Origin of the sequence: Mycetocola saprophilus (genome assembly GCF_000718085.1) — a bacterium.
GTDB lineage: Bacteria > Actinomycetota > Actinomycetes > Actinomycetales > Microbacteriaceae > Mycetocola > Mycetocola saprophilus.
Genome location: NZ_JOEC01000003.1, coordinates 144,623 through 163,450 on the forward strand (window position 1 = coordinate 144,623; position 18,828 = coordinate 163,450).

The following is an 18,828-nucleotide window of genomic DNA, read 5'->3' on the forward strand; positions in this document are numbered from 1 at the left end:
GACGCGTGCAACCCCCTCAGTGTAAGCGCATACATTTACAAAATGCAAGCCCCAGAGCGTGGCGCAAAGCCCCCGGACGGGTCACACCCAGGTTTGGGCGTTTTCCTCACAAACGGGATGGATTGCACCGAACCAAGTGGCAACCAGCTACCGCGCGGGTTCGGTACTCTCGCGCAGCAGGACCGACACCGGCAGGCGGACCCCGCGCGGCTCCCCCGCCGGCTCCTGGAATCGCTCATCCAGCAGGGCGATCGCCGCCCGACCCAGATCCTCGATCGGCTGACGCACGGTGCTCAGCCGCGGGCTCGACAGCGCCGCCGCGGGGATACCGTCAAATCCCGAGACCAGCACGCGCCCGGGCACCTCGATGCCGGCAGCCGCAAACTCGTCCAGGACCCCGAGCGCCATCTGATCGTTACCGCACAGCACGGCACCGGGAAGCTCCCCACCGGCGTCCGCCAAGTCCGCCAGTTCACGGCCGACTCGGCGGCCGGTTTCCCGGGTAAAGGTGTCGCTGATCCAGCGCATATCCTCGGCGCGCCCGTGCTTTTCCAGCGCGTCGCGCACACCGCGGCGACGATCCCGGGCATCGGGAGACTCTTCGGGGCCACCGAGGTACACCAGCGGACGGTCGGTACGCGAGAGCACGTGATCGGTCAGCGCCGCCATGCCCTCGCGGTTGGACACCGACACCCGGTCAAACTCCTCATAGTCGCCGCGCGAGGACAGCACCACCACGGGAATGCGGGCGGCCAACGGCTTCAACACCGCATCGGGCACGGCCCGAGCCAGGACGATCAACCCGTCCACCCGGCCGGCCATATCGGTGAAGGTTTGCAGCGAGTTACTCCCCCGACCCACCGCGACCATCAGTGCGTATCCACGCCTCCAGGCTTCCAGCTCGGCTCCGCGCACAACCTCATCGAAGTAGAGGTCGGCGATGTGGTCGTCGGCCGTCTTGCCCAGGTCGGTGACAATATCGGTCCCGCCGGTTTCGGGCAGTTCGATCTCACTCAGGTCCTCGATGGCGTCAAATCCCGGCAGGTAGAGACCCAGCACGCCGGTGCGCCGCTCGGCCAACCCACGGGCGGCACCGCTGGGGACATACCCCAGTTCACGCACGGCTGCCTCGACCCGGGCGGCGGTGTCGGGACGCACCCGATCCGGCGAGCGCAGCACCCGCGAGACCGTGGCGATCGAAACCCCGGCACGCTCGGCGACGTCATACACGGTGGGCGGTTTCACTATCCGGGGCCTTCCAAAATGGATGCGCTTACGCGCGGGAGGATTCCAGCGTACCCTGTTGCCGCGGCGCACACGCGGGCATACTGGCATGCATGGCTCAGATCATCGTCTATGGACTCGCGGACACGCTTCGCCCGCGCCGGCAGGCCCTCTCGAACGCGATCCATGCGGCCGCGGTCTCCGAACTGGGGCTACCCGAAGCCAAACGCTTCCACCGCTTCGTCCCGCTCGCGCGCGAGGACTTTATCTTCCCTGCCGACCGCAGCGAGAACTACACGATCATCGAGGTGTCCCTCTTTGCCGGGCGCAGTACCGAGACCAAGAAGCGTTTCATCCGCGCGCTCTTTACCCGCATCGGCGATACGGTGGGCATCGAGGCACAGGATGTGGAGATCACCCTGACCGAAACCCCACGCGAAAACTGGGGCATCCGCGGGCTCCCCGGCGACGAGCTGACCCTGAACTACGCGGTGGAACCGACCACGGACAATGCTGCGGGGTGGTTTGCGGTCGCCCCGCTTTCGGGACAGGTCTATCGTCCCGACACCACCTCCGCGCCCGGGGCACCCTCCTGGGATCCCGCCCCATCCCAGACCATCCGCCTCATGAACGAGTATGGGGTGGGGTGGCCGCTCTGGGGGCCGGACGGCCTCACCACCGAGGAGGACTTTCCCCAACTCTCCCCCGCCCTCCGTGCGCGGCTGAAGGCCTGGGCCGAGGAATTCAACACCCATTTCGATCATGAGCACGGCTGGCGCACGCGCCCCGAGCTGCGCGAAACCCACGCGGCCGAGGGCGGACTACTGACCCTGCACCTCACCGAGGAGCTGGGAGGCCGCTACGGCGTGCAGCTGGATCTCTGGGAGAGCTAGAACTAGTTTCCCGCGTGGCGCTCGCGCTCGTCGAGGTACGCGCCGAGGATCCGTTCGGTCACCCCCAGCTCGACCGCGAGCTCATGGCGCTGCTGGGTCCAGCGGGCAACCTCGGCGAAACGACGATCATCGATCAAATTGCGAGCGGCAAGCGCGTCGGCCGCACGCTCCTCCTTACGACTGGTTGCCGAGTGCCCGAGCACCACGTGGGCGACCTCATGCGCCACCACCGAGCGCTCATGCCGGGCGGTCAGGCCGGGACGCACAAAGATCACGCGCAGGCGCGGCACCCAGAGTCCCGTGGGCGCGCCGATCCGCCGGGCAAGCACGGCCACCCCCAGGGCTTCGGCATGCGCGTACGGATCGTACATCCACTATCCATTCGGAAACTCGGGGGCCCCTCCGTCGTCGGTCGTGGCGGCCGCGATTTCCTCACCCAGGTCAACACTCATCAGATACTCGTCCCGTGAGCGAGTCTTAGTCTGCCGGAGGGGTGTGACATTGGCGGGCAGCATATGCGCCACCAATACCTGGCTCGCCTCCTGAACCGCCACCTCGCGACGATCCTCGGGCACCAGCTCAACCAGACGCCCCAGCACGTCGGCATAGCGGGCCGCCGCGTCGCTGACCGCGCCTCTCGCCTGCGGCACATCAAGCACCGACATGATGCGCTGAAGCGTGCCGGCCTGGGGAACCTTGACGCCGTTTTCCAGGTTGACGATGGTTTGCCTGGTCACGCCCGCCTCCGTCGCCAGCTGCTGCTGGGTCAACGATCGGTTCCGACGCTCGGTGCGCACGCGCTGAGCCACCTCTTCACGCTCGGCGGCCGAAAACCGCGCAAAGTCATTTTTTGCCATATCTCTACCGTAACATCGTTGACTTCTCATGCAAACAATAAATGTGCTAATTGTCACGAATCATCCACTAGTGCGCAAAAAGTCGCCTAAATGGTTTGCATTATTGTCAATTATCTTCTAGATTCGTTGACATGAACACCGAAACAATCACCCCGGGAGGCGCGCTTCGCACCCTGCGAGCCCAGGCGCACCTCACCCTCGCCGAAGCCGCCGAGCTGGGGAACACCGACATCTCCTATCTCTCTCGGGTGGAAACCGGCAAGCAGGAGGCGACCCCCACCTTCCTCGGACTCATGCTGCTCGGACTCGGCCGCGCCCTCCTCACGGAGGGCGGCGACGAGACCCGTCTGGCCGAGGCTCGGGGCCGGACGTTCCTCAACCCCGGGCAGGTCGAGGAGCGATTCCCTCAGCTCAACCGCGGCAAGCTGTCGCGGCTGCGGTTCAATGACCGCGGCCCCCGCTTCATCAAGCGCGGTCCCCGAACGGTGCTCTACCTGGAATCGGAGATCCGGCGCTGGCTGGCCTCCCCCGAGGCCGCGGTGGAGCGGATCGAGAATCCCGACTCCCGCGCCCTCCACCCGTCAAATCATCGCCCCGGCACCACTTCGGTTGCCGGGCGCTGACCACACAGATTTTCCACGCCACCCGGCGTAGGATCCCACACTTTCTCGTTCCGGAGCGAGAGAGAGACAACAGTACATACACACATCGAAAGGAGGAGTTATGGCACGACTACCATTCCCCCGCAGTCAGGTTTATGCGTTCTTTGGACCGCGCAATTATCCGCCGGACCCCGATCACAAGGGCATCGACTTTGGCTACGGCATGAGCGTGGGTCTGGCCGTTCCCTGCGCCGCGGCCGGCGTTGTCATCGGCTCGGGGCACGGCAGCCAGATCAACTTTTGGAAAGAGGTTGACCACGGCGGAGGCTGGACCACCCGATACCACATGCTCGGATCCTCAAACGGACCGGGCGTCGGAGACACCGTCGCCGAAGGCCAGACCATCGGATTCGTTGGACCGCAGAGCGGAACCAGCAGCGGAGTGCACCTGCACTTCGAGGTTCACAACAAGAACCTACCCAGCAAGCCGATCTACGGCACCGCCGTGGACCCGCTGACAAACATCAACAACTTCGGGAACGGCTCCGTTCCCAACCCTACGGAAGAGGAAAAATTGACTCGAGGATTCGCAGTTTACGCCAACACGGCAACCAACCAGTGGGCCGTCGGTGGCCCGGGAACCTGGCAGGTACTTTCGGGTGCCGAGACCGGGCTGTACAGCACCATCTACGGTGAGCGCGTCGCCCTGAACGACGCCGACTACCAGGGTGTGGCACGCCTGTGCCGCAGCGGCAAGATCAGCGACGTGCGCGTCTATGCAAACGTCACCACCAACGTGTGGGCGCTGGGTGGCCCGGGCGTCTGGTTCATCATTCCCGCGGGACAGGGCACCCTGTTTGAGAACCTCTTCGGCGAGAAGACGGTCCTTACCGACGCACAGTTCCAGCAGCTGCGCGCGGCACTGGTCTAACCACCACCCAAGCCAAACGGCCCGGCATCCCTGTGGATGCCGGGCCGTTTGGCTTGCCCGCTAGTAGCGGTAGTGCTCGACCTTATAGGGTCCCTCGACCGGGACACCGATGTAGGCGGCCTGCTCCGGGGAGAGCTCGGTCAGCTCGACACCCAGGGCGTCCAGGTGCAGGCGGGCAACCTTCTCATCCAGGAGCTTGGGCAGCGTGTACACACCCACCGGGTACTCCTCGAGACGGGTGTGCAGCTCGATCTGTGCGAGTACCTGGTTGGTGAACGAGTTGCTCATCACAAACGAGGGGTGTCCGGTGGCGTTACCCAGGTTCATCAGGCGACCCTCGGAGAGGACGATCACGCTGCGGCCGTTGGGCAGGTTCCACTCGTGCACCTGCGGCTTGATCTCGACCTTTTCGACGCCCTCGATCTTGCCGAGGCCGGCCATATCGATCTCGTTGTCGAAGTGGCCCACGTTGGAGACGATCGCGTGGTGCTTCATCGCCAGGATGTGCTCGGGACGAATCACGTTGAAGTTACCGGTGGTGGTCACAAAGATGTCAACCAAGCCGACAACCGATTCCAGCTTGGCCACCTGGAAGCCGTCCATCGCGGCCTGCAGCGCGCAGATCGGGTCAACCTCGGAGACGATCACCCGGGCACCCTGGCCGCGCAGCGCCTCGGCCGCACCCTTACCCACGTCGCCGTAGCCGACGACGAAGGCGACCTTGCCGCCGATCAGCACGTCGGTGGCGCGGTTCAGGCCGTCCGGCAGCGAGTGACGGATGCCGTAGCGGTTATCGAACTTGGACTTGGTCACCGAGTCGTTGACGTTGATACCCGGGAACAGCAGCTTGCCGTCGCGCTCAAGCTCGTAGAGGCGGTGCACACCGGTGGTGGTCTCCTCGGTCACGCCCTGGATCTCCTCGGCGATGCGGGTCCAGCGGTCGGTGCTGGTGCCCAGCGAATCGCGCAGCAGGTCGAGGATCACGCCGTACTCGACGCTGTCGGTCTCGGCGGTGGCGGGCACTGCCCCGGCGAGTTCAAACTCGCGGCCCTTGTGCACCAGGATCGTGGCGTCGCCGCCATCGTCCAGGATCAGGTTCGGTCCGGCCCAGTCGGCACCGGCCTCGGCGGCCTCGGTGGACCAGTCGAAGATGCGGCTGGTGCACCACCAGTACTCGGGCAGGGTTTCGCCCTTCCAGGCGAACACCGGGACACCCCGCGGGTTCTCCACGGTTCCGTTCGGGCCCACCACGACGGCCGCGGCGGCCTCGTCCTGGGTCGAGAAAATGTTACAGCTGGCCCAGCGCACCTGAGCACCGAGCGCAACGAGGGTTTCGATCAGCACGGCGGTCTGCACGGTCATGTGCAGCGAACCGGCGATGCGAGCACCGGCCAGCGGCTGGCTCTCGGCGAATTCGGAACGCAGGCTCATCAGGCCCGGCATCTCGTTTTCGGCGAGACGCAGCTGGTGACGACCGGCCTCGGCGAGGCTCAGGTCTGCAACGAGATAGGGAAGATCGTTTGAAAGTTCGGGACGCGACATAGTCCCATTGTTGCAGACCGTTTCGTTACATTACGGAGAGGATTCTGGGCGGGTGATCAGCGCTCGGACGAATCGTCCGAACGCCCCTCCAGCATCGTGCGCACGCCGCGAAAACCGCGGTAAAGTACCAGGCCACCGGCCAGAATCAGGATGATCGCGGTGAGCAGGCTTGACCCGGTGAATCCGCCCATCGCCCCGCGCATGATGCCGTAGATGACAAACCCCGCCCCCAGGACGATAAACAGAATGTAGGACACACGCTGGAACGGGCTCATGCTGCCTCCGAGTTAGGGGGTGGTTCGCGGTTGAATCAGGGTCCATCCCCGCGGCACCGTCTGACGGGTCGCATGGAACGCACACAGATCGTAGCAGTGCGGGCGACGCTCGGTGCCGAGTGGTCCGATCACGGCCATCGAATCCGCGTAGTCGTAGGTGAGGGTCGCGACCGCCTCGCGGTTACAGCCAATTCGGGAGCAGAGCCTCTGGTTCATATCCCTTTCAGCGTACCCTGCCCACACGGACGCACCGGCCCGGACGGTCGGTATTGGAGGGAAACGCGTAGACTGGGGCAATGCCCCGCTCCTCCCATTCCCAACGATCAGGCACCGGACGCCGTGCCGTACGACACGATCGTCACGGACGCGCAGGCCGCAGCTCGGTCACCGGGCCGCACCTCCCGCCGCTGCGTGGACGGGTCGACTTCTTCGATCTGATCGTCGGCAGCACCGCAGATTTCCTGCGCGGAATGTGGAGCGAGGAGCTGGAAAACGTCTCGTTTGAGATCGGCGGGATGCCGCTGGGCGAGCCCGGTCCCACCGGGGTGCGCCGCTGGGATGCGCTGCGCGATCAGCGCCGGATCATCCTGTACCGGGTGCCGATCGAGCGACTGGCTCGGCTGCACGTCAACGATCAGCTGCACCGCCAGATGCACATCGAAAGCTGCGTGTTCCGGGCCACCGCCGAGTATCTGGAGCGTGACCCCTGGGACCTCGGACCCGAGCGTTTCCGGTAGGCTGAAATCCCGGGCACGACGCCGCACACCCACGACTCGCGTCCCCGCGCCACGACCCCGCAGCGCCCCCTGCACAGTGTTGATCGTGCCGGCTCGGACCGCGCGATCCCGTCTTGAAAGCGTGTGATGCTCCCCTCTTCCTCCTCCCCAAAAATCGGCACCGAGGTGCTAAAACTCGAACACGTCGGCCTGGTTCGCGGAGGCCGCCCCCTCCTGATCGATGTGAATCTCACGGTCCATGCCGGTGAACGCTGGGCGGTGATCGGGGCCAATGGTGCCGGTAAGTCCACCCTGCTGAGCCTCTGCGGCGCGGTCCAGCACCCCACCAGCGGCACCGTGGACGTGCTGGGCGCGCGCCTGGGCCGGGTCGAGATCCGGGAACTGCGCACCCATATCGGCCACGTGAATCCGCGGCATCCGCTGCAGAGTCCACTGCCGATCCTGGACGTGATCCTTACCGGGTTGACCGGCAGCGTGGAAAGGATGATGCGCTGGGAACCCACCGCCGCCGAGAGCGACCACGCCCTCGAACTCGCGGCCCTGCTGGGTCTGGGATCCAAGCTCGCCGAGCCCTGGACCACCCTCTCCCAGGGGGAGCGCGGCCGCACGCTGATCGCCCGCGCCCTGATCACCGACCCTGCCCTTCTGCTGCTGGACGAGCCCTCCACCGGGCTCGACGTGGCGGCCCGGGAGCAGCTGCTGGAAACCGTGGACCACCTGGTATCGGTCAGACCCGAGCTGGCAACCCTGCTGGTGACCCATCATCTCGAGGAGCTGCCCACCTCGACCACCCATGCGGCGCTGGTCACCGACGGCCGGATCTCGGCTCAGGGGCTCGCCCGCGCGGTGCTGACCACCGAGGCGGTCTCGGAGAGCTTTGACTATCCGATCCGGATCAGCGAGCACGAGGGCCGCTGGAGCGCCCGCGCCGGACGCTAGCCGGAATCACAAAACCCGCGCCCTCTCGGGGCGCGGGTTTTGTGTTGGTGGCGCGGGAGCACGGTGCCACGCAGGTCCGGTGCTTTTAGCGCGGGTAGACCGTCACCGTGGAGGAGCCGGGGTTCGCGGGCTGCACCGCGAACGAGGACAGCGCGCTCGGGCCCGCATAGCTCACCGAGGCCAGCACGTCGCCGGTTCCCGACATCACATAGCCGGCACCGGCGCTCACCGGGACCACGGCACCGCCGCCGGCCGGCACGGTCACCTCGATCGGATCGCCCTCGACCGGGGTCAGCGTCACGCGAGCATCGGCGTCGCCCCGGTTTCCCAGGTGCAGGCGGGGGTTCTCCCCCGGCGCGATGGCAAGCCGTGCGGAGTTTCCGATCTTGGAGCTGGAGGCAAACCAGGCAAAATCCGCTCCGTTGGTGGTGGTGACGCGCACGCCACCCACCACCGGCTGATCGGATTCGACCCTGACCCCGAAGGATCCGGCCGGCAAGTTGGCCAGGAAGATTTCGTGCACCACACCCGCGGGCACGGTGGCCTCGAGCGACATCGGGGCGCTGCCCCCGGCCTCATTAACAAACGAGATGGTGACCTTGGCGTCGGTGGTACCGGGCACCATCAGGCGCAGCGCGGTCGCGCGGTCATCGTAGGTGTCATCCGATTCCAGCTCGGCGGGGGTATCGGGGATCACCACGCCGGGAATGTACTGGCTGAGCGCGGGCGGTGCCGACGGACCGGCAACCTCGACACCCGAGGGGGTCAGGCCGCGCACCGAGCTCTGCTGCACGCTGGCAAACACGTGTCCACCGCGGGTGCTCACGTGGATGATCGGCTTTTCCAGACCCGGGGCAAGGCTCGCCAGCGAAACCACCTTCTGCGAGCCCGCCCGCACGATGATGCCATCGGCACCGGGGGCCTCCACCCGTCCGTTGTCGCCAAAGATCTCCAACACCACGTTGGCGTCGGCGGTCCCCGGGTTGGCCAGGGTGATCAGCGAGGTGCGGCCGGTCGCGGTGCTTCCGGCTACCAGCCAGGCGTCGGCCACGGGCTCGGCGCAGGCACTGGCAGCAAATCCGGAGAGCCCGGCCAGGCCGGCCTGCTGGGACTGGGATCCGGCCAGCAGCGGGGTCTGGCTTCCCGCCACCGGAATCCGCAGCGCCTCGGCCGAGCCGGCCTCGGTTCCGCTGAGCTCGGGGTTGGTGAGCGGGGTGACCGAGGGATCGGTGTCGGCGCTCGTGGCGGTCTGTACGCCCCCGATGACGGTCGCCTGTCCGCCGGACTCACCGGGCTGCAGCAGCGGACCCGAGCAGACCCGGGTCTGGGCGGCGGCACTGGGGTGAACCTGGACGCTCGGCGCGCTGGCGGTGATGGTGGGGATGGTCACCCGGGTGAACCCGAAGGCAACCAGGCCCACGACTCCCACCCCGGCGATGCCGGCAACGATGCGTCCGGAAACCGTGGCGATGCTCCGTGAGGAAACCATTTACTTCTGCTCCTTCGAGTCATCGGCCGGGGCTTCGGGCACCGCGCCGGTGACGATGATCGTCGGTTCGGCGGCCGGAGCGTCCTCGGGGGTCGCAATCGGTGCGCTTCCGGTATCGGCGTCCGGCACGTCCGGCTCGACAACCACGGGGGCTGCCTGAGCGCTCCCGGCGGCCCGCGCCAGCTCGGCGTCGTGGGCGGCCTCGGCGGTGCGTGCGATCTCATCGGCGTCGGTCGGTTCGGGCCAGGCCGGGGTTGCCTCGGCCTCGGGTGCGGTGACCGGGGTCTCGGGCTCATTCACGTCCGGGGCGTGGGCCTCAACCTCGGCGGCGAGGGCCGCCTCGGCCTCCTTCTCGGCGACCCGTTCGGCACGGCGACGGGCACGGTTCGAGCCCTCGGCCTCACGATGGTTTCCACGACGACCGGCCGCACGGCGTCCGCCGCCCGAACGCGGAACCGCGTGACCGATGGTGCGCGGGGTGGCCTCGGCCATGCGACGCGAAGCCGCGGTGGGAACCGCGAGCAGCAGAGCCACGATGAACACCAGACCGGTCAGGAAGCCCACCACCGGGGTGGCCCAGGTTGTCGGAGCATCGGCGGCGGGCGGAATCTCGCCGTCAAAGCGCCAGAGGATGCCCTGATCGGTCGGTCCCACGCGTCCCAGCGCCCCCTCGGTTTCCAGCGCGGCTACCGCACGATTGAGGGTCTGTTCGGCACCGGAGGCATCCGCCGGGTCGAGCCCGGGGCTGGCCGGGGCCAGCAGGACAAAGCGCACCCGCAGGTCGGTCAGGGTTTTGGCCACGTCCAGCCCGCTGGCCGAAATCAGGTTACCGGCCAGGTCGGCGACGCGGTTATCGTCCTCGGTCAGCGCGGTGCGGGTGTTGGCGCGGGTCGAGCGCGAATCCAGGCTGGTGCCGCCCCCACGAATCAGCGTCGCGGAGATGGCGTCGGCCCGCTCGGGACGAATCAGCAGGGTGCCCTGGCTCGGATCCTGGCCGGCGGCCGCGGTCACGTAGGCGGGCAGGGTGCGTCCATCCGATGCCTGCACCGGGCTGTGTCCGGTCGGGAAGATCGCGATCATCGGGCCGGCCACCACGATGGCCAGCACACCCACCACGAGGGCGGGGATCATGCCGCGACGACGCATGGCGTCCAAGCCCACGGCCGCGGCACCCACCAGGCCCAGCCAGTACAGGCTCAGCGCCGGTGCCGGCCAGATCGCCACGGTGTTGGGACCGCTCAGGGTCACCAGCAGGTGACTGGAAAGGGCCGCGGTGGTCAGACCCAGCAGCGCGATCAGCAGCAGCCCGGACACGCGCAGGGTTCCGCGGAAGAATAGGGCGATGATCGCCAGCAGGAGCAGGGGGGCCAGCAGAACCGGCAGCGCCCACTCGGCGGCGACGCCACCGATGCCGAGCGCGGAGATCAGTCCCGGCCAGCCGCTGTTGCCGTAGGCGGGCATGCCCAGGGCGATCTTCCAGCCCTCGGTCACCGGATACGCGGTGAGTACCGAACCGGGATCGGCGAGCAGCGCCCACCAGTTACCGGCGCGGATTCCCTGCTGCCAAATCAGCGGGGCAAACAGGGTCAGCGCGGGGATCAGCATCCAGATCACGCGCGGGATGTACCGTCCGGCGGTCACCAGCAGCACCACCCAGATCAGCGCGAACGCGATCGAGAGCGAGGGGGCACAGGCCAAGATAACGGCGGCCAGCATCGCGGCCACGGCGGTCGCCGCCCAGGAGCGGCGGAAGACCGAGGCGGTGTAGAACAGCCAGGGCAGCAGCAGGTGCACGATAACCGCGCCGATTTCCCCGGCTGCCAGCGAGCCGAGCAGGCTCGGGGCCAGGGTCCACAGGGCGGCCACAAAGAGGCGGTATCCGCTGCGTTCGGTCAGCCGGGTCGCGGCAAACCATGCACCCAGGGTCGCCAGCGGCAGCGCCAGCAGGTAGAGCAGCACGATCGAGAACGAGGGGTTCCAGAAGGTCAGCGTGCCCAGGAAGGCCAGCACCACGGCGAACGGATCGGCCGCGGAGATGACGCCCAAGCCCTGGTCCCGCCAGGCAAAGCCGGTGTTTCCCCAGAGCTCGCCGACGGTGTTCGAGAGCGGCAGAAGTCCGCCGCCGGTCAGCGCCTGGACGTCGATAAAGCGGAAGAACAGCACGGCCGAGAGCAGCGCCGATGCGGTGACCAGCCATCCTCCACCGCCGGAGATGAAGCGCAGGTCGCTGCGTTCCACCACCACGGTGACGGCTCCGGCCTCGCGACGCAGACGGCTGCGGCGGGTGACCTCACCCACCGAGATCCGCAGCGGCGCCAGCTGGGCCCAGCCCACACGCTTACCGGCTCGGAGGCGCTGGCGGGAGCGGGAGACCCGGCCGAATCCGAAGGCCACGGCCAGGGCGGCCCCGATCTCCGAGGTGATCAGTTCGGGCTGCTTGGTGATCAGACGCCAGACGGCACGCACCAGGGCCAGCGGGAGCAGGCTCAGCCAGTGCAGCCAGACCACGGCCGCGTTGGCGTAGACCATCCGGCGATGCAGTTGGGCGGCGCGGGACACATAGGCCTGTCGGCGAACCACGGCACCGCGCCGCGAACGGTTGGGACCGGCCACGCCGTCCCCGGCCCAGCGCACGCGGGCGCTGGGTTCAAGCGATACCCGCTGCTCGGCCAGACGCACCCGCACCGACAGGTCCAGTCCGTCATCGGCCTGGTGCAGTGCGGGATCGATGCCGGAAACCTCGTCCCAGACGCGGGCGCGCACCAGCATCGCCGGCGCGGCCACACCCAGCACATCGCTCACCGCGTCGTGCTGGCCCTGATCCAGTTCGTTGGCGACCAGCGTCACCGCGGCGCCGAGCGGGGTCATCGACTCTCCATAGGAGATGATCGTCTCGCCGCGATCCCAGTCGAGAAGCTTGGGTCCCACGATGCCCACCGAGGGTGAAACCTCGAGTGCACCCACCAGCGCCGCCAGGGCGCCGGGCTCGGGTGCTGTGTCCTGGGCGAGCAACCAGTAGGCGTCCCCATCCACATCCGTGGCCACACCGGCGGCGGTCAGCACGTCGGAGGATGCCCGGATTCCGGCCCGCACGGCCTCGCCGAAGCTCAGGTTCTCGCGCAGCTGGACGATCTGCTGGATCGCCGCGCCCTGCAGCAGTTCGATGACCGCGGGTGGGGAGGCAAGGCTCACGGCGACGACGTGATCGGGACGGCGCGTCTGAGCCTCGAGGGCGTGCAGCGTCGCCCTCAGGTGCACGGCATCCCGGGAGCCGTCCTGGACAACAATGATGGCGGTTACACGTGGAGACATTTCTTCCAGACTATGTTGTCCCGGCGAGCACCGGGACTCGCTGCCTCGGCGCGCCATAAATCCCGGCGGATGCCCAGGAAGCACACCGGGGCGGAATCCTCAGATTCCACCCCCGTGGTGAGTCCTAGCCCGCGCGCTTTTTCAGCTTGCGACGTTCGCGCTCGGAAAGTCCGCCCCAGATTCCGAACCGCTCGTCGTTACCCAACGCGTATTCCAGGCACTGAGCCCGCACCTCACACGAGGTGCAAATACGCTTTGCATCGCGTGTGGAGCCGCCCTTTTCAGGGAAAAACGCCTCGGGATCGGTCTGCGCACACAGCGAGTCTGCCTGCCATGACAGAGGATTCCCGTCCTCGTCATTGCGGCGTACTCCGGGTACTCCCAGATCAACCGGGTCAATAAACCAGTCGTCGGGAACCCCCTGTCGATAGTCGAGTGACATATCGACCCCCTTTCCCCTTGGTGTTTCGGTGCACCGGTTAGTGACACCTAGATAATTACACCTTTGTAATTGGGGATTCGTCAAGTCGCAGATCGTAAACCCTCAGCGCAAGCTAGAGACTTCACGACGCGCCGACAGGTTCAAATCGTGTTCAAGCGGTGACGCCAGACGGGCCCGCGGCGATCCAAATTTCACCATTCCCGGCGATGCGTACCGGCGTATCGCTCGGAGTCAGATATCGGATTTCTCCGCGCACCAGATCGGTGTGATCCGCGCCGCGATCCAGGGCCGCCTCGCCGCGGATTTGCAGCGTAATCGCCGGTCCCGAAACCGCAAAACTTCCCGCAATTTCGGGGTCTACGCGGTACAGGGCGAAGTTTGCGCCGGCCGGCTGATAGCCCACAATGCCCGGGGCAATCTGATCACGATCCAGGAACGGAACGGGGCCGGGGGTAAACCTGACAACGGCCAAAAGCTCGGCAATATCGACGTGTTTGGGGGTCATTCCGCCGCGCAACACATTGTCACTCGCCGTCATCAACTCGAGTCCAACACCGCGCAGATAGGCGTGCATGTTTCCCGCGTCCAGATACAGCGACTCCCCCCGTTTTAGGGTGACCCGGTTGAGGAAGAGTGCCACAAACACACCCGAATCCTCGGGATAGTCCGCGACAAGAAGGCGGACCGTCTCGGCCAGATGGGGCAGCGGCACCCGGGAAATCGACGCGGCGGCCGCGACCAGCGCGGCCCGCTCGGCCTCTCGATCGCCCCCGAGCGCGGCCGAAACCTCCTGAGCCAGCACCTCCCCCTCGGTACCCGCCTCGATCGCTCGGGTGAGCCGCTCGCGCAGCGCGTGCAGCACCGGGTCCTGCACTCCGGCGTGCACCAGCTCGTCCAGGTCGGCGATGACCTCGGCGATCGGGCGGAACCCCGAGAGCGCCTCAAATCCGTCCTCCATCGCCACGATCAGCTCGGGCTTGGGGAAGGGGTCCCGATAGTTACGGTTCGGGGCATCCAGGGCGATCCCCGCGGCGTTCTCGCGTTCGAAGCCAGCGCGCGCTTGCTCGGCGTTGGGGTGAGCCTGAATCGACAGCGGAGACCCGGCGGCCAGCACCTTGAAGAGGAAGGGCAGCGCACCGCTCTCGGTCCCCGCGGCCGCGGGTTCGGCCGCCAGCCACTTCGCCAGCGTGCCAAAGCTCGCCGGCCCCTCCGGTGCACTCACCCGCGTCGGGCTGCCCGCATGGGTTCCCAGCCACAGTTCGGCCTCCGGCGCCGCGGTGGGCGTCCCACCCAGCAGAGCGCTGATCGCGCCCGGGGCACCCCAGGCATAGTCGCGGGGAGTATTGGTGAGGGTGACGAACACTGCTTCCTCTTTTCTACGGGTGCGCCGTACACGGCCGTCCTGGATGTGCTTATGCCCACCATACAAGTCCGGGCACTCGGTCGTGACGAAGTCTGGAGGAACTCGCCAAGGTGTCTGGCGCGAGCCTCGGCCTCTCCCTAGGCTGGGGTCGGTTTCATCGGTGATTCAGCAAAGGAGCGATCATGACCTTCCAGCCCCTCGACAGTGACTTCTACGGGTTCACCACCCGGCTCGAACCCCATGAGCAGGAGGCCCTGTCCACGGTCCGCGCCTACCTCGCCGAGAACGTCGCCGATCGGGTCACCGATCTCTGGGAGGCCGCGGAGTTTCCGCATGATCTGATTCGCCCGCTGATGGCCACCGGCGTGGGCACCTGGGCCTGGGAGGAAACCCGGCCGCGGGAAAACTCCGCGGTGTTCCGCGGGTTCTTGGCACTCGAACTCTCCCGCGTCGACGCCTCCATCTCGACCTTCCTCGGCGTGACCGAGGGCCTGGCCATGGGCTCGATCGGGGTCTGCGGCTCGGCCGCCCAGCGCGCCGAGTGGCTCCCCCGGCTGGCCACCGGCGAGATCGTCGGGGCCTTTGGGCTGACCGAACCGCTCTCGGGCTCGGACAGCGCCCGCGGGCTGACCACCACGGCCACCCGGGATGGGGACCACTGGGTTCTCAACGGCCAGAAGCGCTGGATCGGTAACGCGACCTTCAGCGATATCACCATCATCTGGGCCAAGGACACCGCCGACAACCAGGTCAAGGGCTTCATCGTGCCCACCTCCACCCCGGGTTATGTGGCCACCAAGATCGAGCGCAAGACCAGCCTGCGCATCGTCCAGAACGCCGACATCACGCTGACCAATGTACGCATCCCCGACTCCCTCAAGCTGGAAAACGCCAACTCCTTCGCCGACACCGCCAAGGTGCTGCGCCTCACCCGGGCCGGCGTGGCCTGGTCCAGCGTGGGCGTGGCCATCGGTGCGTATGAGGCGGCGCTGGAATATGCCCGCGAACGCATCCAGTTCGGGAAGCCGATCGCCGCCCACCAGCTGATCCAGGATCTGCTGGCCAAGTGCCTGGCCAATATCACCGCGTCGATCGCGCTGTGTGTGCGGGTCTCGGAGATGCACGATGAGGATGCCCAGCGTGACGAGCACTCGGCCCTCGCCAAGTCCTTCTGCACCTCGCGGATGCGCGAGACCGTGGCCTGGTCGCGCGAGATTCTGGGGGGCAACGGCATCGTGCTGGACTACCGGGTGGCCCGCTTCTTCGCCGACGCCGAGGCCCTGTACTCCTATGAGGGAACCCGCGAGATGAACACCCTGATCGTGGGTCGCTCGATCACCGGCAAGGCGGCGTTCGTCTAGGCACGGCGGGCACACCCGGTTCACCGTGAATCCGGCTGGATCGCCGGGCAATTCGGCGTGGATCGGCGGACCTACCGGGTAGTGTTGAGCTATGTCCGAGACCCGAGTTCTCCCGCCCGCCGCGCTGTCCACGGAGCGCCTGTGGCTGCGCGCGGTGGCCACGTTTGCGCTGTTTGTGGCGCTGGCGGGCGACGGGCTGCGCAACCTGCTCGGTTTCCCCGGATACCTGGTGGTGGCCGCGATCACGCTGATCGCCTGCGTGGTGCTCACGATCCGGCTGCGTCCGCGCCCGCTGACCGGCCCCTGGCCGCTCGCGCTGACCGGATACATTCTCTTTGCGGTACTCTCGCTGATCTGGTCGGCCTATCCCGGCGGATCGGCGATTACCCTGCTGGGCATGCTCGCGTGCACGGCCATCGCGCTGATGCTCGCCCTGGTGATGACCTGGAACGAGATCATCGGCGCGCTCACCCGCGCGGTCCAGGCGGTGCTGGCGCTCTCGATCGTATTTGAACTGGTGGTCTCGCTGATCATCCGTCACCCGGTCCTGCCCTTCTGGGTGGAATACGGGCATAAGCCGCCGCTGCTGGCGTACTGGTCGCGGAACGTCCTGTTCACCGGCGACCGGATCCAGGGCATCCTGGGCAACGCCAACCTGCTGGCGTTTGTGGCCCTGCTGGGCATCATCCTGCTGGGGCTGCGCCTGCTCGCCTACCCCGGGCTCTCCCCCGCCGCCCGCGCGCGCGAACCCCGGCGCTGGGTGACCGCCGCCTGGTTCGCCCTGGCGGTCCTGCTGTTTGCGCTGACCCGCTCCTCGACCCTGGTGCTGGCGCTGGCCGCGGTGATCGTGGTTGGTGCCGCCGCACTCTGGGTGCGCGCCGGCGCACCGGGCAAGCAGTTCGCGCGTTCCCTGATCGTAGGGGGCATTTTTGCCGTGGGCGGTATCGCCTTCTGGCTGCTGCGGGATCGCGTGTTCTCGCTGCTGGGGAAGAGCTCGGATCTGACCGGCCGCGCCGAGATCTGGGCCACCGTGATCAAGCAGGCCGAAAAGAGCCCGATTTTGGGCAATGGATTCGCCAGCCCGTGGGTCCCCTGGGTCGAGCCCTTCAACCACCTGGTGGTGCGTAACCGCGTGCTCCAGTTACAGGCACACAACACCTGGTTAGACGTCTGGATGCAGCTGGGCATCATCGGTGTCATTCTGCTGGCCCTGGCCCTGGCCTCGGCGCTCTGGCGTGCCTGGTTCACCGCGATCGACCGCCCCCGGGTGGACCACAACGATGCCCGCGCCTTCTCCCCCTATGCCCTGGTTCCGCTGCTGATCCTGGTGACCCTGCTGGTCCAGTCCATCGCCGAGAGCCGTCCGCTGGTGGAATCCGGCTGGGTCCTGATCTGCCTGTTTGCGCTCACCGGTGTGCGCCGCCCGCTGATGGATGCGGGCACCGACCTGGCCCCCGATGCCGATCCGCAGCCGCGCTATGACCGCCCCGAGGTGCCCCCGCCCGGCGATACCCGAACGGCGCACGCATGAGTCGTCCGGACCAGGGCGGCGCCGCTCCGATCCGACAGCTGCGCGAGGTTCTCACCGGTGCGCCGGGGGTTCAGGCGCTCGCGGTGACGATCATCGGGTGGTCCTTCTGCGTGCCCTTTACCCAGTCGCTGCTGGGCTGGGCCGGCGTCGCGGCGGGGCTGGCCACGCTGTGCTTCCTGGCCGCCCTGATGCTGATCGGGAGGCGCGAATACATCGAGTGGGGCGGGGTCATCCCGCTCACCGTGCTGGCCTTTGTGGGCTGGTGCACCATCTCGGTCATCTGGGCCACCTCCCCGGCAAACTCCATGGTGGGGGCCGCCTATCAGCTCGGATTCGGGTTCCTGGCCGCCGCGGTGGCCCTCAGCCGCGACACGATCCAGGTGGTGCGAGCGGTGGGCACCGCGATGCGCATCCTGCTCACCGCCTCGCTGATGCTGGAGATCTTCTCGGGCATTCTGCTGGACACCCCGGTGCCCTTCCTCAAGATCAGCGGCACCATCGCCTCGGGTGGGCCGATCCAGGGCATCTTCGGCTCGCGAAGCTTCCTGGCCTTTGCCACCATGATCGCGCTGATCTCGTTTGTGATCGAGTGGCGCACCCGCTCGGTGCCCAAGCCCCTGGCGGGCTTCTCGATCTCGCTCGCGGTGATGTGTCTGCTGCTCAGTCGCTCGCCTGTGATGATGTTTGTGGCCGTGGTCCTGGGCATTGCCTCCGCCGCGCTCTATGGAATCCGTAAGGCACCGGCAGCGCGCAGGCCAGCTCTGCAGTGGGTCCTGCTCGCCCTCAGCGTGATCCTGGCCCTCGTGGTGTACCTGAACCGAGTGTGGGTACTGACCCTGCTCAACGCCAACGGGGAGTTTCTCACCCGCTACTCACTGTGGATCCAGGTGTGGCGTCTGATCCCGGTGAATACGATGGAGGGCTGGGGGTGGACCGGCATGTGGCGCGCGTCCACCACCCCGTACAACACCATCAACTTCACCCTACAAAACCACCATACCTCGGCCCTGAACGCCTACCTGGATGTTGCGCTCCAGGTGGGAGTGGTGGGGATCTGCCTGTTCGCGATTCTGGCCATCACCGCGTTTATTCGATCCTGGCTGCTGGCCAGCAACCGCCGCACGGTGACCTATACCTGGCCCGCGCTGATCATGGTGGCCCTAGCCGGAACCTCGGTGGCCGAGAGCTTTGTGCTGACCTCGGGTGGCTGGGTCATGCTGGTGATCTGCGCGATCCTCGCCTCCCGCTCCACCTCCTGGCTGGCGCGGTTCCGGGAAACCCGGCGCGCCCTGCCCCCGGTGCCGCGCGAGTAGGTCCGCCTCCACCGGCC

General features: G+C 67.1%; 18 protein-coding genes. 8 read left to right on the forward strand and 10 right to left on the reverse strand.

Annotation, left to right across the window (positions count from 1 at the left end):
- Positions 1 to 147 precede the first annotated feature (147 nt).
- Positions 148 to 1,245: a LacI family DNA-binding transcriptional regulator gene (locus IE92_RS0113155; RefSeq protein WP_245601294.1), complete on the reverse strand. Its 1,098-nt coding sequence runs from the start codon at positions 1,243 to 1,245 to the stop codon at positions 148 to 150.
- A 92-nt stretch (positions 1,246 to 1,337) separates the two neighbouring features.
- Here IE92_RS0113155 and IE92_RS17935 point away from each other — a divergent pair, with 92 nt between their 5' ends.
- Entirely contained in the window at positions 1,338 to 2,117 is a 780-nt protein-coding gene (locus IE92_RS17935; RefSeq protein WP_081864131.1) for a tautomerase family protein, read from the forward strand.
- A 2-nt stretch (positions 2,118 to 2,119) separates the two neighbouring features.
- On the opposite strand, the gene IE92_RS0113165 is transcribed toward IE92_RS17935, so the two are convergent.
- Both IE92_RS0113165 and IE92_RS0113170 read right to left on the reverse strand, forming a co-directional pair.
- On the reverse strand, positions 2,120 to 2,488 hold the full coding sequence (locus IE92_RS0113165) for an ImmA/IrrE family metallo-endopeptidase (protein ID WP_051701947.1): 369 nt from the start codon (positions 2,486 to 2,488) through the stop codon (positions 2,120 to 2,122).
- 3 nt (positions 2,489 to 2,491) lie between these two features.
- Positions 2,492 to 2,974 (reverse strand): helix-turn-helix transcriptional regulator, encoded by a 483-nt coding sequence (locus tag IE92_RS0113170; protein ID WP_030148971.1) that lies wholly within the window; start codon positions 2,972 to 2,974, stop codon positions 2,492 to 2,494.
- 131 nt (positions 2,975 to 3,105) lie between these two features.
- Between IE92_RS0113170 and IE92_RS17445 the strand changes: the two genes are divergently transcribed.
- Both IE92_RS17445 and IE92_RS17450 read left to right on the forward strand, forming a co-directional pair.
- A complete protein-coding gene (locus tag IE92_RS17445) occupies positions 3,106 to 3,597 on the forward strand; it encodes a helix-turn-helix domain-containing protein (protein ID WP_051701948.1) in 492 nt (163 codons plus the stop codon).
- Between the two features lie 100 nt (positions 3,598 to 3,697).
- On the forward strand, positions 3,698 to 4,507 hold the full coding sequence (locus IE92_RS17450) for a M23 family metallopeptidase (RefSeq protein ID WP_051701949.1): 810 nt from the start codon (positions 3,698 to 3,700) through the stop codon (positions 4,505 to 4,507).
- A gap of 60 nt (positions 4,508 to 4,567) precedes the next feature.
- Here the strand turns inward: IE92_RS17450 and ahcY are convergent, their stop codons facing one another.
- From ahcY to IE92_RS0113195, 3 genes are read right to left on the reverse strand one after another with little or no spacing between them, the layout of a single operon-like run.
- Entirely contained in the window at positions 4,568 to 6,049 is a 1,482-nt protein-coding gene (gene ahcY, locus IE92_RS0113185; protein WP_030148974.1) for an adenosylhomocysteinase, read from the reverse strand.
- Between the two features lie 56 nt (positions 6,050 to 6,105).
- Entirely contained in the window at positions 6,106 to 6,324 is a 219-nt protein-coding gene (locus IE92_RS0113190; RefSeq protein WP_030148975.1) for a hypothetical protein, read from the reverse strand.
- A gap of 12 nt (positions 6,325 to 6,336) precedes the next feature.
- Positions 6,337 to 6,540 carry a DUF3499 family protein gene (locus IE92_RS0113195; protein WP_030148976.1) on the reverse strand — a complete coding sequence of 68 codons (204 nt, stop codon included), beginning with the start codon at positions 6,538 to 6,540 and terminating at the stop codon, positions 6,337 to 6,339.
- A gap of 80 nt (positions 6,541 to 6,620) precedes the next feature.
- Between IE92_RS0113195 and IE92_RS0113200 the strand changes: the two genes are divergently transcribed.
- Together IE92_RS0113200 and IE92_RS0113205 are read left to right on the forward strand one after the other, a co-directional pair.
- Positions 6,621 to 7,061, forward strand: a complete 441-nt coding sequence (locus tag IE92_RS0113200; protein WP_030148977.1) for a metallopeptidase family protein — start codon at positions 6,621 to 6,623, stop codon at positions 7,059 to 7,061.
- A gap of 126 nt (positions 7,062 to 7,187) precedes the next feature.
- Positions 7,188 to 8,000, forward strand: coding sequence for an ABC transporter ATP-binding protein (locus IE92_RS0113205; RefSeq protein WP_051701950.1), 813 nt, complete (start codon positions 7,188 to 7,190; stop codon positions 7,998 to 8,000).
- Positions 8,001 to 8,085: 85 nt separating this feature from the next.
- On the opposite strand, the gene IE92_RS0113210 is transcribed toward IE92_RS0113205, so the two are convergent.
- The 4 genes from IE92_RS0113210 to manA all read right to left on the reverse strand — a co-directional run bounded on the left by IE92_RS0113210 (position 8,086) and on the right by manA (position 14,606).
- Complete coding sequence (locus IE92_RS0113210) at positions 8,086 to 9,489, reverse strand: DUF5719 family protein (protein ID WP_030148979.1); 1,404 nt, start codon at positions 9,487 to 9,489, stop codon at positions 8,086 to 8,088.
- On the reverse strand, positions 9,490 to 12,801 hold the full coding sequence (locus IE92_RS0113215) for a glycosyltransferase family 2 protein (RefSeq protein ID WP_051701951.1): 3,312 nt from the start codon (positions 12,799 to 12,801) through the stop codon (positions 9,490 to 9,492). It abuts the gene before it with no gap.
- Positions 12,802 to 12,925: 124 nt separating this feature from the next.
- Positions 12,926 to 13,243 carry a WhiB family transcriptional regulator gene (locus tag IE92_RS0113220; protein ID WP_081864134.1) on the reverse strand — a complete coding sequence of 106 codons (318 nt, stop codon included), beginning with the start codon at positions 13,241 to 13,243 and terminating at the stop codon, positions 12,926 to 12,928.
- 151 nt (positions 13,244 to 13,394) lie between these two features.
- Positions 13,395 to 14,606 (reverse strand): mannose-6-phosphate isomerase, class I, encoded by a 1,212-nt coding sequence (gene manA, locus IE92_RS0113225; protein WP_030148982.1) that lies wholly within the window; start codon positions 14,604 to 14,606, stop codon positions 13,395 to 13,397.
- Positions 14,607 to 14,788: 182 nt separating this feature from the next.
- On the opposite strand from manA, the gene IE92_RS0113230 reads away from it, so the two are divergent.
- The 3 genes from IE92_RS0113230 (at position 14,789) to IE92_RS0113240 (ending at position 18,811) form a co-directional block, all read left to right on the forward strand.
- The gene (locus IE92_RS0113230; protein ID WP_030148983.1) at positions 14,789 to 15,967 is read left to right on the forward strand and encodes an acyl-CoA dehydrogenase family protein; all 1,179 of its coding nucleotides are present in this window, start codon (positions 14,789 to 14,791) and stop codon (positions 15,965 to 15,967) included.
- A 91-nt stretch (positions 15,968 to 16,058) separates the two neighbouring features.
- Positions 16,059 to 17,498, forward strand: a complete 1,440-nt coding sequence (locus IE92_RS16815; RefSeq protein WP_051701952.1) for an O-antigen ligase family protein — start codon at positions 16,059 to 16,061, stop codon at positions 17,496 to 17,498.
- On the forward strand, positions 17,495 to 18,811 hold the full coding sequence (locus IE92_RS0113240) for an O-antigen ligase family protein (RefSeq protein ID WP_051701953.1): 1,317 nt from the start codon (positions 17,495 to 17,497) through the stop codon (positions 18,809 to 18,811). The genes IE92_RS16815 and IE92_RS0113240 overlap by 4 nt, the downstream gene beginning before the upstream one ends.
- Positions 18,812 to 18,828 lie beyond the last annotated feature (17 nt).

Excerpts from the sequence above, each read along its gene's own strand:
- IE92_RS17935 (WP_081864131.1), top strand. The coding sequence starts at position 1,338 with ATGGCTCAGATCATCGTCTATGGACTCGCGGACACGCTTCGCCCGCGC.
- IE92_RS0113165 (WP_051701947.1), bottom strand. The coding sequence starts at position 2,488 with ATGTACGATCCGTACGCGCATGCCGAAGCCCTGGGGGTGGCCGTGCTT.
- IE92_RS0113170 (WP_030148971.1), bottom strand. The coding sequence starts at position 2,974 with ATGGCAAAAAATGACTTTGCGCGGTTTTCGGCCGCCGAGCGTGAAGAG.
- IE92_RS17445 (WP_051701948.1), top strand. The coding sequence starts at position 3,106 with ATGAACACCGAAACAATCACCCCGGGAGGCGCGCTTCGCACCCTGCGA.
- IE92_RS17450 (WP_051701949.1), top strand. The coding sequence starts at position 3,698 with ATGGCACGACTACCATTCCCCCGCAGTCAGGTTTATGCGTTCTTTGGA.
- ahcY (WP_030148974.1), bottom strand. The coding sequence starts at position 6,049 with ATGTCGCGTCCCGAACTTTCAAACGATCTTCCCTATCTCGTTGCAGAC.
- IE92_RS0113190 (WP_030148975.1), bottom strand. The coding sequence starts at position 6,324 with ATGAGCCCGTTCCAGCGTGTGTCCTACATTCTGTTTATCGTCCTGGGG.
- IE92_RS0113195 (WP_030148976.1), bottom strand. The coding sequence starts at position 6,540 with ATGAACCAGAGGCTCTGCTCCCGAATTGGCTGTAACCGCGAGGCGGTC.
- IE92_RS0113200 (WP_030148977.1), top strand. The coding sequence starts at position 6,621 with ATGCCCCGCTCCTCCCATTCCCAACGATCAGGCACCGGACGCCGTGCC.
- IE92_RS0113205 (WP_051701950.1), top strand. The coding sequence starts at position 7,188 with ATGCTCCCCTCTTCCTCCTCCCCAAAAATCGGCACCGAGGTGCTAAAA.
- IE92_RS0113210 (WP_030148979.1), bottom strand. The coding sequence starts at position 9,489 with ATGGTTTCCTCACGGAGCATCGCCACGGTTTCCGGACGCATCGTTGCC.
- IE92_RS0113215 (WP_051701951.1), bottom strand. The coding sequence starts at position 12,801 with ATGTCTCCACGTGTAACCGCCATCATTGTTGTCCAGGACGGCTCCCGG.
- IE92_RS0113220 (WP_081864134.1), bottom strand. The coding sequence starts at position 13,243 with ATGTCACTCGACTATCGACAGGGGGTTCCCGACGACTGGTTTATTGAC.
- IE92_RS0113230 (WP_030148983.1), top strand. The coding sequence starts at position 14,789 with ATGACCTTCCAGCCCCTCGACAGTGACTTCTACGGGTTCACCACCCGG.
- IE92_RS16815 (WP_051701952.1), top strand. The coding sequence starts at position 16,059 with ATGTCCGAGACCCGAGTTCTCCCGCCCGCCGCGCTGTCCACGGAGCGC.
- IE92_RS0113240 (WP_051701953.1), top strand. The coding sequence starts at position 17,495 with ATGAGTCGTCCGGACCAGGGCGGCGCCGCTCCGATCCGACAGCTGCGC.